This is a genomic window from Candidatus Methylopumilus planktonicus, assembly GCF_006364715.1.
GTDB classification, from domain to species: Bacteria; Pseudomonadota; Gammaproteobacteria; order Burkholderiales; family Methylophilaceae; genus Methylopumilus; species Methylopumilus planktonicus_A.
On record NZ_CP040984.1, the window covers coordinates 1,171,159 to 1,186,130 of the forward strand.

At 35.4% G+C, this 14,972-nt stretch carries 13 protein-coding genes; 3 read left to right on the plus strand and 10 right to left on the minus strand.

The window, feature by feature from the left end; genetic code table 11:
- The first annotated feature begins 11 nt into the window (after nt 1–11).
- Nucleotides 12–389 carry a VOC family protein gene (locus FIT63_RS06140; protein ID WP_140007014.1) on the plus strand — a complete coding sequence of 126 codons (378 nt, stop codon included), beginning with the start codon at nt 12–14 and terminating at the stop codon, nt 387–389.
- A gap of 31 nt (nt 390–420) precedes the next feature.
- On the plus strand, nt 421–840 hold the full coding sequence (locus tag FIT63_RS06145) for a secondary thiamine-phosphate synthase enzyme YjbQ (RefSeq protein WP_140007015.1): 420 nt from the start codon (nt 421–423) through the stop codon (nt 838–840).
- Between the two features lie 2 nt (nt 841–842).
- Here FIT63_RS06145 and FIT63_RS06150 read toward each other — a convergent pair whose 3' ends face one another.
- The 10 genes from FIT63_RS06150 to FIT63_RS06195 form a co-directional block, all read right to left on the minus strand.
- Complete coding sequence (locus tag FIT63_RS06150; protein WP_140007016.1) at nt 843–1,544, minus strand: class I SAM-dependent methyltransferase; 702 nt, start codon at nt 1,542–1,544, stop codon at nt 843–845.
- On the minus strand, nt 1,541–2,545 hold the full coding sequence (locus FIT63_RS06155; protein WP_140007017.1) for a class I SAM-dependent methyltransferase: 1,005 nt from the start codon (nt 2,543–2,545) through the stop codon (nt 1,541–1,543). Before FIT63_RS06155 ends, FIT63_RS06150 begins: the two co-directional genes overlap by 4 nt.
- Entirely contained in the window at nt 2,546–3,439 is an 894-nt protein-coding gene (locus FIT63_RS06160) for a radical SAM/SPASM domain-containing protein (protein WP_140007018.1), read from the minus strand.
- On the minus strand, nt 3,436–4,542 hold the full coding sequence (locus FIT63_RS06165; RefSeq protein ID WP_140007019.1) for an aminotransferase class III-fold pyridoxal phosphate-dependent enzyme: 1,107 nt from the start codon (nt 4,540–4,542) through the stop codon (nt 3,436–3,438). The genes FIT63_RS06160 and FIT63_RS06165 overlap by 4 nt, the downstream gene beginning before the upstream one ends.
- A 9-nt stretch (nt 4,543–4,551) precedes the next feature.
- A complete protein-coding gene (locus FIT63_RS06170) occupies nt 4,552–6,504 on the minus strand; it encodes a carbamoyltransferase C-terminal domain-containing protein (protein WP_140007020.1) in 1,953 nt (650 codons plus the stop codon).
- A 1-nt stretch (nt 6,505) separates the two neighbouring features.
- Nucleotides 6,506–8,251, minus strand: a complete 1,746-nt coding sequence (locus FIT63_RS06175) for a tetratricopeptide repeat protein (protein ID WP_140007021.1) — start codon at nt 8,249–8,251, stop codon at nt 6,506–6,508.
- A 64-nt stretch (nt 8,252–8,315) separates the two neighbouring features.
- Nucleotides 8,316–9,614: a porin gene (locus FIT63_RS06180; protein WP_140007022.1), complete on the minus strand. Its 1,299-nt coding sequence runs from the start codon at nt 9,612–9,614 to the stop codon at nt 8,316–8,318.
- A gap of 212 nt (nt 9,615–9,826) precedes the next feature.
- A complete protein-coding gene (locus FIT63_RS06185; RefSeq protein ID WP_140007023.1) occupies nt 9,827–10,933 on the minus strand; it encodes a deoxyguanosinetriphosphate triphosphohydrolase in 1,107 nt (368 codons plus the stop codon).
- Nucleotides 10,930–12,018 carry a 3-dehydroquinate synthase gene (gene aroB, locus FIT63_RS06190; RefSeq protein WP_140007024.1) on the minus strand — a complete coding sequence of 363 codons (1,089 nt, stop codon included), beginning with the start codon at nt 12,016–12,018 and terminating at the stop codon, nt 10,930–10,932. The genes FIT63_RS06185 and aroB overlap by 4 nt, the downstream gene beginning before the upstream one ends.
- Nucleotides 12,019–12,022: 4 nt before the next feature.
- Complete coding sequence (locus FIT63_RS06195; protein WP_140007025.1) at nt 12,023–12,538, minus strand: shikimate kinase; 516 nt, start codon at nt 12,536–12,538, stop codon at nt 12,023–12,025.
- A 140-nt stretch (nt 12,539–12,678) separates the two neighbouring features.
- Here FIT63_RS06195 and FIT63_RS06200 point away from each other — a divergent pair, with 140 nt between their 5' ends.
- On the plus strand, nt 12,679–14,961 hold the full coding sequence (locus tag FIT63_RS06200) for a penicillin-binding protein 1A (RefSeq protein WP_140007026.1): 2,283 nt from the start codon (nt 12,679–12,681) through the stop codon (nt 14,959–14,961).
- Nucleotides 14,962–14,972 lie beyond the last annotated feature (11 nt).

Below are 14,972 nucleotides of genomic sequence, written 5' to 3' on the forward strand. Positions count from 1 at the left end.
AAAACAAGTACATGATTTTATCCATCAATCACATTCAGCTTGTTGCAGAAAAAGATATGGTGTTGAAATTAAGAGATTTTTATTGTGATGTGGTAGGCCTAAGCGAAGGTTTTAGGCCAGCGTTCGAACGCTTTGGATTTTGGTTATATATAGGAGATAAAGATGTCCTCCATATCATCACACCCAAAGAAGGTGACGGTCGCTCACGGCAAAAATCATCTTTTGATCACGTTGCATTTAAAACCGCTAACTACCAGGCTGTTTTAAAAAAACTTGAATCACTCAATATCACTTTCGAAGAAAAGCCTATTCCAGGAATGACTGCCCATCAAATCTTTTTACGTGATCCAGCAGGAAACCGCGTTGAACTAAATTTTGATGGTGATTAATATTAATTAAATTTTGTAAGGATATCTTCATATGAAAAACTATCGTAAAGAACTTTGGTTTAATGCACCAGCTAGAATGCATTTTACAAACATCACACCTGATGTTAGAGAATGCTTAGCAGAAAGCGGCATTAAAGAGGGTCTTGTATTGGTCAATGCCATGCATATTACAGCCAGTGTATTTATTAACGATGACGAATCAGGCTTACATCATGACTACAAGGAATGGCTAGAGGCTATTGCACCTCATGAGCCTGTGAGTAGCTATCGCCATAACGATACAGGTGAAAATAATGCAGATGCTCATATAAAGCGTCAGATTATGGGTCGCGAAGTAGTTGTGGCCGTGACTTCCGGGAAGCTTGATTTTGGTCCTTGGGAACAAATTTTTTATGGTGAATTTGATGGGCGCCGCAAAAAAAGAGTGCTCGTCAAGATTATTGGGGAATGAAGTTAACGATCAATCTTCCTCAAAGAAAAAATAATAATCCCATCGTCATATTTCATTTTATCGTCCTCATCCAAAAAAGATTCTATCTGCTCAATTTCAAGCCCCAATTTTTTAAAATTTAAATGAAATAATTTAATTGCCCCCTCAAAGCCATCGCAAATAGATTTACCATACCTCTGATTTCCTTTGAAAAATGCATTTTGAATTATTACCTTAGGATAACTGTTTGAAGGATGAAATAAATTAATGATATTTTTTGAAATAGTCTCGATATCTTCTAATATATACCACAAAATATTAGATAAAATTACGGCGGACGGAGTTGCAAAAGATTTTTTTTCTATAGAAATATCATGGACAATAAACTGATTATTAGGGAAAAGAGATTTTGCTTTTTCGATTGCTGTCTCAGAAATATCTAATCCAATAACATTTATATCGAGATTGGTTGAGATTAAATTAACTACATAGCCTAAGCCACATCCTATTTCTATCATAGGCTGGGCTTTGTTAATGATAGGTTTAATTAATTTTAATCTTTTCAGCAAATTAGATCTTGATCTAATATAAAATTCATCCATTTGTTTATCATCGGATAAACTCGATTGACCCCAGGGGTCACCAACTGATTTATAAAAACCTTCGAAATCGCCTATAAATTTAAATTCGCCATCGATCTCATCAAAAATAAATTTGTCACTCATTTTTGGAGAATTACGACCATATTTCCAGCTTCCCTTTGGCCAATTAAATAAGATGCAATTGAATCAAATATTAAAGGGTTTTCAAGAAGTGCCTGCTGATAATTAATAAAATTACTTAACTGCTCATTTATCTGATTTTTACTTACTATTAAATCGATCTCTTTCTTCACATAAGTTAAATCCAGGGATGCATTTAAAGTTAACACATCTAGAACATTAAATTTATGTCTCGTTGCGAGCAGTTTAATATTATCTTTGTTGTATAAATTTACATGGCCTGGCGGTAATAATTGAATATGTTCTTTATTCATTATATTCCACTCATAACTTGCGGTATTGGGAGTGCTAAAAATAAAAAAACCATTAGGCTTTAGTAAATTTAAAATCTTTTCTAAAAGCTCTTTTGGAGAAACTATATGTTCAAATGTATCCCATAAAGTAATAATTTCAAATTTTTTTGTTTCTTCTATTTTAAGGACGTCGCTATGAATAACTTTAATATCTTTATATTTTTGTTTTAATTTTTCACAAGACTCTATATTTAAATCACACGCTGTTATTTCTAGCTTTGTATGATTTCTCTTAAGCCCCTCTATGAATATGCCAATAGACGAGCCAACATCAAGAATAGCGCCTTCACCTAATAGCTTATTTATGATTTCTATTCTTTTCGTAAAAATAGGTATTCTTTTTTCGAAAGAATCCTCAAAGAATTTATTTTCAAATTTCTTCAAATCGCTATTGTAATAAAAATTTAGCGCATCTTCAGATGGAAATGGATTTGTAAAAATGTGATTACAATCATTACATCTGTCCATATTAAAGCCAAATTTGTTAACATAAAAATTGATCTTTTTTGATAAACAAACTGGGCAAGTATGAACTTTTTCTGGCAGGCTGTATTTTTTATGAATAAGCTCAGCTACCTCATTCATTTTAACCTTTAGTAATTCCTGCTTTTCCTTTGTGTGCACCTGGTCATAGGTAATATCTTTATTCATTTATTTGATACTCATCCATTTTTCTACATGATTAAAACCATGAAACGTACCGTCTGTATTGCAATCCTTGCATGGGGAATCTGATCGATCGCCTTGAATTAATTTGTTTCTCAGCTTAGTAATTCTTGGGCTTTCCCAGACATCCAACAAGTTGTCTTGGCTTGCATTACCTAATTTAATTTTTTTTTGCCAGTCTTGAACGCAAAGAACCATGTCTCCATTCCAATCGATTGCTAATGAATATGCGAGGTAAAAACATGGCTTCTTAACACCGGTAATAACTTTTTCACCAAAATTAATTGTACCCCCTCTATTGGTAAGCTTTAATCCAAACTGATCTTCCTCTGTATGCCAACGATCTCTTAAAATATACTGATCATTATTTAAGCCAGCGCCATTCATCATGTCAGTAAAGTATTTAACCTGATGAGGTCCATCATACATACTGACGCATAAGAAGCTTAAGCCCCTATCAAATAAATCGAGAATTAGATCTACCGAAAGCTTGTCACCATTTGTAACTATCTCTGTCCGTATCTCATTTCCAAAGATACTAATTATCTCTTTAATTTGTGGGTGAAGAAGCGGCTCTCCATAACCACAAAATACAACTCCACCCCGATACTTTAAATTCACCAATTCTTCATTAATTTTATCTAGCAGTCCTAAGCTCATATGTAAATTCTGGTTTGGATACACATTTGAATCGATTCGCGGACAGAAAACGCATAATCGATTACATAGCTCCGTTAGACTAATATCAATCCAGCTAAAAAGTGGCGTACCTTTATTCGTAATTTGAACATCATCAACAAAATCAGATTTTCTGATAATATTCATTTTGGTTTGTTCAGTAATTTTCACGGAGTCTATTTTTGTTTTTTCAATTTTCATTTTAAACAATCTCGAATATTAAATATCGATGGAAATATTAACCCATTCCTATTAATAAAAATTTTATTTTTTATTAATAATTCTGGGGCAGTAACATCTACTTTATTCCTGAAGCCTCTTGAGGTTAAATCCTCATTTGTTGAGGGCTTCACATAATAAATTCTTGCAAATCCACTGTTAGCTTTTATTTCACTTTCGCTATCAATCAGAATATCTCGCAAATACGCTACAAGATCAGTTAAATTTTCCTTAATCTTAGAGTAGTCAAGGCTCTTCAGTCTTATAAGATTTAATTTTAAAGCATTTAATTGAATCGGTGATGCAGCAAACGTTCCTCCCCAGAAAAAATCTTTTTCAGAGAGCCTTTGTTCAATTTCTTCGTTAAATGCCACTACGCCACAAGGAAATCCTCCGGCAATGACCTTTCCGAAAACTATAATATCTGGAATAATTTCTCTAGAAGGCAAAGATGCTCCATATTGAGATCTAAATCCTGTAATGACTTCATCTGCAATTAATATTATATTTTTTTCTTTTAATTGAGACCTTAATTCGCTTGTGACTTTAATGGTTTGTATTGAAGGATCTGACCCTTGGTAAGGCTCAAATATTAAAGCTGCAAATTCCGAATGAGATTGACTTAAAAAATCATCTATTGAATTAAACCAAACTATTTCAGCTTGAGATGATAAAGGAATACCTAAAGATATTTGCTTTTTTTCAGGCCCACTAAATAGGAAGCTATCGTCTGATCCATGCCAAAAATGAGAAAAAACAGCAATCTTTTTTTTCTTTGTAATTGCTCTTGCTATCCTACAAGCTCTATGAATTGCGGCAGAGCCACTTGTTTGAAAGCCAAATCCGCCTGGATTAAAAGGACATGCCTCAGATAATAAATTGATTATCTCCTCTAAATGTTGAGGGCCTTCTGGAAGCAAGGTTGTGTGATGAGGAGATAGATTTAAGGGTTCATGTCCGAAAATTAATGTGCCAGAACCTAACCAGCAATCAAAAAATTGATTCTCTTTTACGTCTATGAGCCAAGGACCATTGGCATCTTTAAATGTTGGATTTAATGAAAGATTTGAATTAAGTAACTTCATAAAATTTTTCTAGCCTCTCACAATCCTAAAGCCAGATATATATAATATATCTAACGTTGTATTAACTAAAAAATTAAGTGCATCTAGTGCGCTCTCAACAATGGGCTCTCCTGGTCCATTGAATGAAGTATTCAATACAATAGGCACCCCTGTTAATTTATCAAAAGTTTTTAATAAATTATAAAAGTCTCCGCAAGACTCATTTACACTTTGAATGCGGGCTGAGCCATCAATATGTGTGATAGCAGGCACTTCTTGCGAAGTGACATGTCCAGTAAATAACATATAAGGGGAGGTTTGAGGGCAGCCTAGAAACCATTTATGTAATTCTGATTCCAAGCATGCTGGGGCAAAAGGGCGCCAATGTTCTCTTTTTTTTACATCATTCACTTTTTTCCAGTTATCTTTTTGTCTTGCATCGGCCAATATAGATCGATGTCCTAATGCTCGAGGTCCCGCTTCACTTCTTCCTTCAAACCATCCAATAATTTTATTATTCGCTAAATCTGTTGCAGCACTCTCGCTTGCGTTATAAATTTTTTTATATTTAATATTATGAGTTTGACTAAATTTATTAATGACTCCTTCGATACTTTCTTTTGAATACTTTGCCCCATAATAAGGCTTCACAAGTTTTCCTTGAGGCGACTCTACTAAGGGATTATCTAAAATATTATGATAGAGATAAAAAGCAGCTCCAACTGCAAGTCCTGAATCATCACAATTAGGCTCTATCACAATCTTCTCAAAAGGACTTTCTCTGTGTAATCTTGAGTTTGCTGGGCAATTTAAAGCTACACCGCCTGCAAAACATAAATTTTTTGTATTCACTCCAACGCCAAACATTAGTCGGTGAAGACTTTGAGAGGCAAGCACTATGGTCTCTTCAAATACTTTTTGAGTGCTTGCTGCAATGTCGGCATTTATGGGATCGGTAATTTTATCCAATTGGCTCAAAGATGAGAAATTATAGTTCATCATTTTAGCCATCTGGAGACAGTGATCAATCCATGCTTGAGCTGTTGAATCGCCTAAATTATTTTTTAAAAGATTGTACGAGTTACCTACAAATTTTTTATCAAAAAATCTAGGCTTGCCGTAGGGTGCCAATCCCATCAATTTGCCAGCAGCTCCAAAGAGGTCAAACCCTAAAAAACTTCCAACTTGATCATAAAAATCACCCACAGCTAAGTGGTGGGGTGTAATTGGATAAATTTTATGATGGTCGCCATAAAAGTACATCCCATTATTATGACCAAATCTATAAAAAGCCCCATCGTGCGTCATGATAGCTGCATTATTTAATTCAGATAAATAATAAACAGAAGCAGCATGACACGCATGATGCTGAATCATAAAACCTGCAATTTTATGGTCTCTAAAATTTAAAGTTATTGGATAGTGAAATCCATGGCGAGCCTGTTCATTGTTTTTAAAGAATTCATAATTAGTTTGACCCATTTCCTCTAAAGTTTTACGGACTCCCCAAATACCAGGAAAATCTATATAGTCTGAAAGATATGGGAGAGAATTAAAATCATTTATTTTTTTGCCTTGAGATTCTGGAAATAGTTTTCTATGATAGTCAGATTCACTATTAAATACAGCACTTAAGAAAGAGGATCCATTGCATAATTTTTCTATTGTCTCATTATTTTTTTCCAAAAGATCTCTTAAGCTACAGGGTATGTTTGTGACTGATTTATTCCCATACGCAACCGAAAAACTACTAGGCTCATTAGTAATAATTTCATAGCATTGGGTTGAAGTAATAGCTGCATAATCAATATTATTAATTTCTAATCCTGCTTCATTTAGAGCTTGATCTACTAAATTTATATCTAATGTTGCAGCATGCTTAACTCTATTATGACGCTCTCTATATAAATTAATTAACAATTGTCCATCTTGAATAATTGAGACACTTGCATCGTGACCAAAATGAAGTCCTAGTATTATCATACTAATTCTCTAACCTGACTGTAAAATTTTTAAGACGCTTATTTAAATAAATTATCACCTCTTTCCAGTCATTAATTTTTTTACTTCTAATTAATTCTATAGATGGATAAAGAGAATTAAACTTATGTTTCATTCCCCATCTAAAATCGGCAACTTTTGGAAGTAAAATAAAAGATCTCTTATTAATCGCGCCGGCCAAATGAGCGGTAATATTATCTATTGTTACGACATAATCGCATACATGCATCAATGATATTAATTTATCAATTTCATGAAACTTATCAATTTCACTAAAATCTAAAAAAGTAATATTATTAAATTTGGTAAGAGTGAATATTTCATCTTTTGTTAATTCACCATACTGTAAATTTATTATCGTTACATTTATACCCTCAAATATTTCTAAAAAATTTTCAAGTTTAAGGCTCGATCTTTCACCCATCGTAATACTTTTACTTCTCCAGGAAATTCCAATTACAGGTGAAGATTTAAATGGTTGACTAATTACAATCTCATCACTCACAATTAAATTCGTAGGTTTAATTTCATTTAAATTAATCTCATTTTTAAGATTAATTTTTGCTAATGAAGCCAGAGGAATAAAATAATCAAACTCATTATCTATATGATCCGGATTTGAATTTATAAATTCAATTTTTTTATCTTTATATGTTCTTTTAAAGATTGGAATCAATCTTTCATCTATGCAAATAGTCAATTTTGATGCAATTTTTAAAATATAATCTATATATCTACTATAATAAATCTGATCTGCAATGCCCTGCTCTTTCAATATCTTAATTGATGAGTTTGGTTTAATATTTATCCAACTATTTGGATCTAAATTATAAATATTTAGTATGCTGGTTTTTATGTTTAATCTGGATTCATAAAAATCAAAGCCTTGCAGATAATTTCCTTTTCTTATTAAGCTTGATGCTAACGCAAGGCGATGGTTGTTTTTATCCTCAGATTTATACCTAGTGTTTTTTTCTTGATTTAAGTTTAATTTATCAATGTTTATAGCCCTCCAAAAATGAGTTGTTGCTTTTTCAAAATGGCCTTGCGCGTCATACATAATACCCAACATATAAATTGGATTCGAGTAGAATTGATTTAATTTATTGCTCAAGTGGAAATATTTTTTTGCCTCTTCGAATTTACCTAAATGGTAATATGCTCTGCCAAATGAACATTGTACTGCAGGCAAATTTGGAGTCAGATCGTTAATCTCATTTAAGAGAATTATTGATTCAAAATACTTGCCTTCATTAAGATAAAGATTAGCTAAATTCAGATAAGCACTCTCATGACTTTTATCTAAATCTATAATTTTTTTATAAATCTCTTTTTGTTCATTTTTTTTATTCTGAAACTCGTATATGTTTGCTAAATGTTCATAAGCCTCAAGATATTCAGGATTAATTTTTATTGCTTCCTTGCAATGAAAAATTGCATCTTCAAGCTGATCTAGTTCAGCTAAGGCAATTGCGCATCGATAATGTATAAGATAGTTTTCGGGATCTTGCAGAAGTAACTTTTTTAAAAATACAACGGACTCAGATTTTTTATTTTGTGCAAACAATATTGTTGCAATATTACTTAATGCATCAGGATGATTAGGATAATTGTCTAAAATAGATTTTAATATTTTTTCCGATCCGTCAAAATCCCCTACAGAAAAGAAATTCTCTGCTTCTTTAAATAATAGGTCTAAATTTATTTGATTCAATTTTAAATCACTCACATTAAAAAAAACGGCATCTTTAAAAGATGCCGTTTTAGTTATTTAAACTACTAGGAAATTAATCTTAGAAGAATAAAATCGCACCTAAAGAACCAGTGTAAGACTTGTTCTCAGCACCAGCATGGCTTTCAGATGTGATGTGGTTATACTCAGCTACTAAATTTAAATGTTTAGTGAGTGGGTGATAAGCACCAAGTGTCACTCTGTCATTAGTTTTTAGGAGAGTATTAACATCATTACCTGCCATGTCAAGTCTAGAGGTACCATATGCAAGTCCCAACTTCGTTTTAACTGGGAGTACATACGTTACCTGAGCATAGCCACCATTTGAGTCTCTTCTTGCACCGTCAGCACTGATTGCGGCTGCGCCGACAAGAGTTGTACCTACGCCTCGACCATCATAGTAGTAACCTGTTAAGCCAAATCCTGCAACATTCAAGTTAGCACCAATATCAAATACACTTGCTGTGTATTCATATGCAGGAACTGCAGCTACACCAGCACGAACTTCAGTAGTGATAGCTGAACCGGTACCTAATGCTGCATAGAGTGTTTCAACCGCATCAACTGCATTAGTGTTAACTTTATTTGAAAGACCTGAAACCCAGATCTTACCTGTCATATCGTTTGCTGCAAATGAGTAAGAAGCCTTACCTTCAAAGCCAAAACGATCTTGGCTAGTAGTTAAACCGCCCATATTTGGGTTAGTTAAACCAACTGTTGCTTGGAAACCATTCATATTTGGCGTTGTGTAAGCAACTTGACCTTTCCATGCAGCGTAAAGGTAACCGGTACCGATACCACCGTTAGTTGTGTTTGCTGACGAGCCTGAAAGACCAGCACCAGAACCCACACCTAATAATGTCATATCATTCAAGATTGCGTCTTGAGCAAAAATACCAATATCTTTACCTAGCTTGAAAGAACCCCATGACTTATCACCAAATGATACGTATGTTTGACGATTAAGCATTTTAGAGCCGTTTGATGCTGTTGTGCCATCAACGAAAGCACCGTCACCAGAGATATCGTTTGCTGAAACACCTGGTTGCAAGCTGATTGTAAATTCAACATCTAAATCGTTTTGACGTGTTTTACCAGTAAAACCAATCCATGCTGGTAATAGACCTGTGTTAATGCCTTTTACTGTGCTGCTTCCAGTTGCTTCTTCTGTTCGTGCAAGGGCAACACCTCCAGTTATGTCATTATTATCTTTACCTTTAGTAAAGTTCATGAAAGCGTTCACGTTACCGTTGATGTCCAATGTCCATTCACCTGCTGGAATGATAATACCAGCATTAGCTGCTGTTGCTGACATTGCTAAAACAGCACCAGCCACTGCTAATTTAATATTCTTGTTCATATATTTCTCCTATTGTTTTTAAAACCTCATCAATTGCTTGATGAGAAAGTTCGCGAACTTTCCCAATGAATAAAAGCTTCATCAAGAAGGTAGATGAAGTATGAACCATCAAATGAGTGCGTCGCAAGTATTTTTAGTGTTTTTTACGACATTTGTGAAGTTTTGTAGGCTTTTGTTGCAAATTTACAACAAAATTATTTTAAGTTATTGATTTATAATAACTTTTCATACTCACGAATTGCATAGCGATCCGTCATACCCGCAATATAGTCCGCAATAACCCGCGGTTTTTCCTCTTTGCCGATAGATTGGTAATCAGAAGGGATTAAGTTTAAGTCGTCCATATATACCTTAAATAAACCCTCAATGGTCTTTACTGCCTTGTCCGTCATCTCGGTCACTTTAGGGTGAAGGTATAAAGACTTTCTTAGGAACTGTTTTAGCTCAAGCTGTTTTTCTGCCATATCGGTCGAAAAATCGATCATGGGACCATTGAGCCTTACCTCGTCCACAGTTTTGGGTTTTGATACCTTTATATATGAGAGGCTGGTTCGACATAAATCATCGACTAAATGATGGATCATGCGTCGAATGGTTTCATGGACAAGTCTTTTTTGAGATAAATCGGGATAAAGTGCTTTTACTTTTAAGGCGTGCTCTTTAAAAAGAGAAACCTCAATCAATTGATCGATCGTTAAAAGTCCTGAACGGATGCCATCATCAATATCGTGATTGTTGTAAGCAATCTCATCCGCAAAATTTGCAATCTGCCCCTCAAGCGTCGTTTCTGTTTTATCTAAAAACCTTTGACCTACATCGCCTAATTTTTCAGCATTTTTAATAGAACAGTGTTTTAGGATGCCTTCCCTTGTTTCAAAGGTAAGATTTAGTCCATCAAATTCTGCATATCGCTGTTCTAAAAGATCAACGACACGAAGTGACTGAAGATTGTGTTCGAAGCCACCATATTCTTTCATGCAACGATTTAAGGCATCTTGTCCTGCATGTCCAAAAGGTGTGTGACCTAAATCGTGCGCTAAGGCTATGGCTTCTGCTAAGTCTTCATGAAGATTTAAGGTTCTGGCAATACTTCTAGCAATTTGGGCGACTTCTAAGCTATGCGTTAAGCGCGTTCTAAATAAATCACCTTCATGATTGACAAACACTTGAGTTTTATATTCAAGCCGCCTAAAGGCAGTCGAGTGGATGACGCGGTCTCGATCGCGCTGGAAATCATTTCTTATAGTTGAGATTTCTTCTTTAAAACGCCGGCCGCGAGATTGTTCTGGATGCGCGGCGTATGCTGCCAACTTCATCATGCTGAAAAATTTGACGTTTGAAGTGTGGTCTTTAAATGTTTCGTATCGTAATCACTTGTGATCACAGCGTCGCCAATACCTTTTTGTAACACCAATCTAATTTTTCCATCCACGACTTTCTTATCCATACTCATGAGTTCCATATATTGATCCTCACTTATCTTTGGGGGATCAGTTGGAAGCTTGGCTTCTTTTAAAAGTTTAATGATGCGAGTAAATTCTTCACCCTTTACCCATCCCATGAGTTTTGATAAATGAGCTGCCATCACAATACCGGTTGCTACCGCTTCACCGTGAAGCCACACACCATAGCCCATGGCATTTTCAATGGCATGCCCAAAAGTATGCCCCAGATTTAATGTGGCTCGTATACCCGATTCATGTTCGTCTATTTCCACCACATCGGCTTTGTTTTGGCATGAGCGCTCTATAGCTTCAATCAAAAGTGATGGATTTAATTTCATGAGGCCATCAATATTTTTTTCAAGCCAAGTAAAAAATGTTTCATCGCGAATCAATCCGTACTTAATCACTTCTGCCATGCCTGCTGAAAATTCTCTTTGAGCTAATGTTTTTAAAGTGTCAATATCTGCAATCACACATTGCGGCTGATAAAAAGCACCAATCATATTTTTACCCATGGGGTGATTGATACCCGTTTTGCCACCGACGGATGAATCTACTTGTGATAAAAGTGTGGTGGGGATTTGTATAAAAGGAATGCCTCTTAAATAAGTCGCAGCAGCATATCCTGTCATGTCACCTATAACACCGCCCCCTAATGCAATGAGCGTCACAGTGCGTTCACATTTTTCTTTTAAAAGTGCGTCGTAAATAAGATTTAAGGTTTCTTGATTCTTATAAGATTCTCCATCGGGCAAGATAATCGGAAACGCTTTAATGTCATGCTTTTTTAAAAGAGATAGCAATGGATCAAGATATAAAGGTGCAATTGTTGTATTGGTCACAACCGCAACATGTTTTTGTTTTAAGTGAGATTCGATGAGTTTAATTTGAGACAGCAAGCCCTCTCCAATGTAAATGGGATAGGATCGATTCTCTAGTTGAATATGAAGTGTTTGCATGTACTTAACTTAATAATGACTCAATTTTATTAATGATCGTTTGGGTTTTTTGCTGTCCAGTATCGACGACAAATGACGCCACATTTAAATACAAAGGATGTCTATCTTTATATAACTGATTTAAGGTCTCTAACATATTACCCTGCTGTAAAAGTGGGCGATCCTTATCGTAAGCCATGCGCTTTGCTAAGTGTTGAGGTTTGGCATTTAGATAGATGACCTTACCTCTTTCTTTTAAAAGCACTCGATTTTCTTCACTTAATATTGCACCCCCGCCTGTAGCTAAAATAATATCTTTTTTACTCGAAAGTTCATCAATCATTTGCGTTTCTCTTTTGCGAAAGCCTTCTTCGCCCTCGAGTTCAAAAATCACAGAAACTTTAACACCTAATTTTTTTTCAATTTCATGATCAGTATCGTAAAAAGTTTTTTTAAGTTTTTTGGCTAACAATTTACCTATGGTCGTTTTACCTGCGCCCATAAGTCCCACAAAAAAAATATTGTCATTAATCGTTGCCATGACGAACTAGCTTTATATTCAAGAATACTGATTATTTTAAGGGATTAATGAAGTTCTGGTTCGAATTGCCTACAAATAATCTTCAACACCTTTTATAATAAGGTCCATTCATCCATCTTAAATCTCATATAAAAAGACTTATGGCAAAACCTACTCTCATTAAACGTCTCATGATGTGGTTTTTCATAAGCTTGGCAGCCATGGGAGCATTGATTGCCTTAACTATTGCTTTAGTCATGCCCTCATTACCTTCCCTCGAATCGCTGACAGAATACCGTCCTAAACTACCTTTAAGAGTCTATAGCTCAGACGGATTTCTGATGGCTGAATTTGGTGAAGAGCGTCGTGCCTTTATTAAGATTCGTAATGTGCCAAAAAAAATGAAGAATGCCATTTTGGCAATTGAAGACCGTCGTTTCTATCAACACAAAGGGGTTGATGCCGTTGGAGTTGGACGGGCGATTGTCAAAAATCTAGCAGGTGCCTCTCATGAAGGAGCGAGCACGATTACGATGCAAGTTGCGCGCAATTTTTTTCTATCATCCGATAGAACATTACGTCGTAAGATCAGTGAAGTTTTTCTTTCCTACAAGATAGAAAAAAATCTGAACAAAGATCAAATCTTAGAGCTTTATATTAATCAAATTTATTTGGGTCAGCGTGCCTACGGTTTTGGCGCAGCAGCTCTCGTCTATTATGGCAAGCCTTTAGAAAAATTATCCTTGGCTGAATGTGCTCTTTTAGCCGGCCTTCCTAAAGCACCTTCAAACTACAACCCATTTACCAATCCAAAACGCGCCATTCAACGTCAACGTGAAGTCTTAAAAAATATGTTGCGTTATGAATTTATTGATCCAAAAGCTTTTGAAGAAGCGATGAATCAAACGCTTCATTTCAAGGAGTCACGACAATCTAGAGATTTAATGGCTGACCATGCATCCGAAATGGTAAGACAAGTACTTTACGATCAATATAAAGATGATATCTATACAAGCGGTATTAAGGTTTACACCACCATCAAGAAAGCCAACCAAGAGGCGGCTAATGAAGCGGTATTAAGAGGCATCTTGGATTACGATCGTCGCCATGAATATCGAGGCCCTGAAAAAACGATTGATTTGGAAGGAAAAAAATTCGAAGATCAAAAAAATAAGATAGTCGATACACTTGATAGCATAGAAGAATACAACGGATTTATTCCAGCCGTGGTTATTAAAGCTGAATCTAAATATATTCAAGCTTTCACTAAAAAAGGTGACATGGTTGATATTAAAAATGATGGCTTAGCGCTTATTCAAAAAACTTTAATCGACAAAGACCCTAAAAATAGAAAAGTTAAACCAGGCTCTATTATTCGTGTGATTCAAAAAAATAAACATTGGGAGGTGGTGCAACTTCCTAAAGTGGAAGCCTCATTAGTCTCAATGGATCCTCAAACGGGTGCCATTTCAGCACTCGTTGGCGGCTTTGATTTTAATCGGAATAAATATAACCATGTCACTCAAGCGAAACGCCAGCCTGGCTCAACTTTCAAGCCTTTTATTTATTCTGCAGCCTTGGAAAAAGGTATTACACCTGCCACCATTGTGAATGATGCGCCACTTCATTTCTCAGCAGCTGAAACAGGAAGCGGTATGGATTGGGATCCACAAAATTATGATAATGATTTTGATGGGTATATCAGACTTCGTAATGGTTTAGCAAAATCTAAAAACTTAGTCGCCATTCGTATACTCAAATCAATTGGCGCTCCCTATGCGCAAGACTATGCATCACGCTTTGGTTTTGATCCTGCAAATCATCCTGCGTACTTATCTATGGGGTTAGGTGTTGGCTCTGCCACGCTTATCGAAATGGTAACTGCATATGGTGTATTTGCAAATGGAGGTTATCTTAAAAAACCTTATCTTATTGAAAAGATGGTTGATAGTCAGGGTCAAGTCATCGATCAAACCAATACGATGTTTCAAAATGAAGAAACGCCGCGTGTCATTGATCCTAGAAATGCATTTATCATGACGACCCTTTTACAAGATGTGGTCAATAAAGGAACCGCTCAAAAAGCTAAGGCATTAGGTCGATCAGATATTGCAGGCAAAACAGGTACCACAAATAATCAAGTAGATGCCTGGTTCGCAGGTTACACGCCTTCACAAGTTGCCATTGCATGGATTGGATTTGATCAGCCTAAATCATTAGGTAGGGATGAAACAGGCTCTCAAGCTGCACTCCCTATATGGATTAAATATATGCAGACTGCTCTCAAAGATGTTCCTGTACAAAATTATGCGATGCCTGATGGCGTCATGATTCGCAAAATTAAATCAGATACTGGTACCCCGGCTAACGAAAATGAAGAAGGTGTGAATGAATATTTCTATTCAGAATTTCCACCACATAACGAGATACATCTCCTCAATTAATTTTTAAAAAA

Excerpts from the sequence above, each read along its gene's own strand:
- FIT63_RS06185 (WP_140007023.1), bottom strand. The coding sequence starts at position 10,933 with ATGATGAAGTTGGCAGCATACGCCGCGCATCCAGAACAATCTCGCGGC.
- FIT63_RS06140 (WP_140007014.1), top strand. The coding sequence starts at position 12 with ATGATTTTATCCATCAATCACATTCAGCTTGTTGCAGAAAAAGATATG.
- FIT63_RS06200 (WP_140007026.1), top strand. The coding sequence starts at position 12,679 with ATGGCAAAACCTACTCTCATTAAACGTCTCATGATGTGGTTTTTCATA.
- FIT63_RS06170 (WP_140007020.1), bottom strand. The coding sequence starts at position 6,504 with ATGATAATACTAGGACTTCATTTTGGTCACGATGCAAGTGTCTCAATT.
- FIT63_RS06160 (WP_140007018.1), bottom strand. The coding sequence starts at position 3,439 with ATGAAAATTGAAAAAACAAAAATAGACTCCGTGAAAATTACTGAACAA.
- aroB (WP_140007024.1), bottom strand. The coding sequence starts at position 12,018 with ATGCAAACACTTCATATTCAACTAGAGAATCGATCCTATCCCATTTAC.
- FIT63_RS06180 (WP_140007022.1), bottom strand. The coding sequence starts at position 9,614 with ATGAACAAGAATATTAAATTAGCAGTGGCTGGTGCTGTTTTAGCAATG.
- FIT63_RS06145 (WP_140007015.1), top strand. The coding sequence starts at position 421 with ATGAAAAACTATCGTAAAGAACTTTGGTTTAATGCACCAGCTAGAATG.
- FIT63_RS06165 (WP_140007019.1), bottom strand. The coding sequence starts at position 4,542 with ATGAAGTTACTTAATTCAAATCTTTCATTAAATCCAACATTTAAAGAT.
- FIT63_RS06150 (WP_140007016.1), bottom strand. The coding sequence starts at position 1,544 with ATGAGTGACAAATTTATTTTTGATGAGATCGATGGCGAATTTAAATTT.
- FIT63_RS06155 (WP_140007017.1), bottom strand. The coding sequence starts at position 2,545 with ATGAATAAAGATATTACCTATGACCAGGTGCACACAAAGGAAAAGCAG.
- FIT63_RS06195 (WP_140007025.1), bottom strand. The coding sequence starts at position 12,538 with ATGGCAACGATTAATGACAATATTTTTTTTGTGGGACTTATGGGCGCA.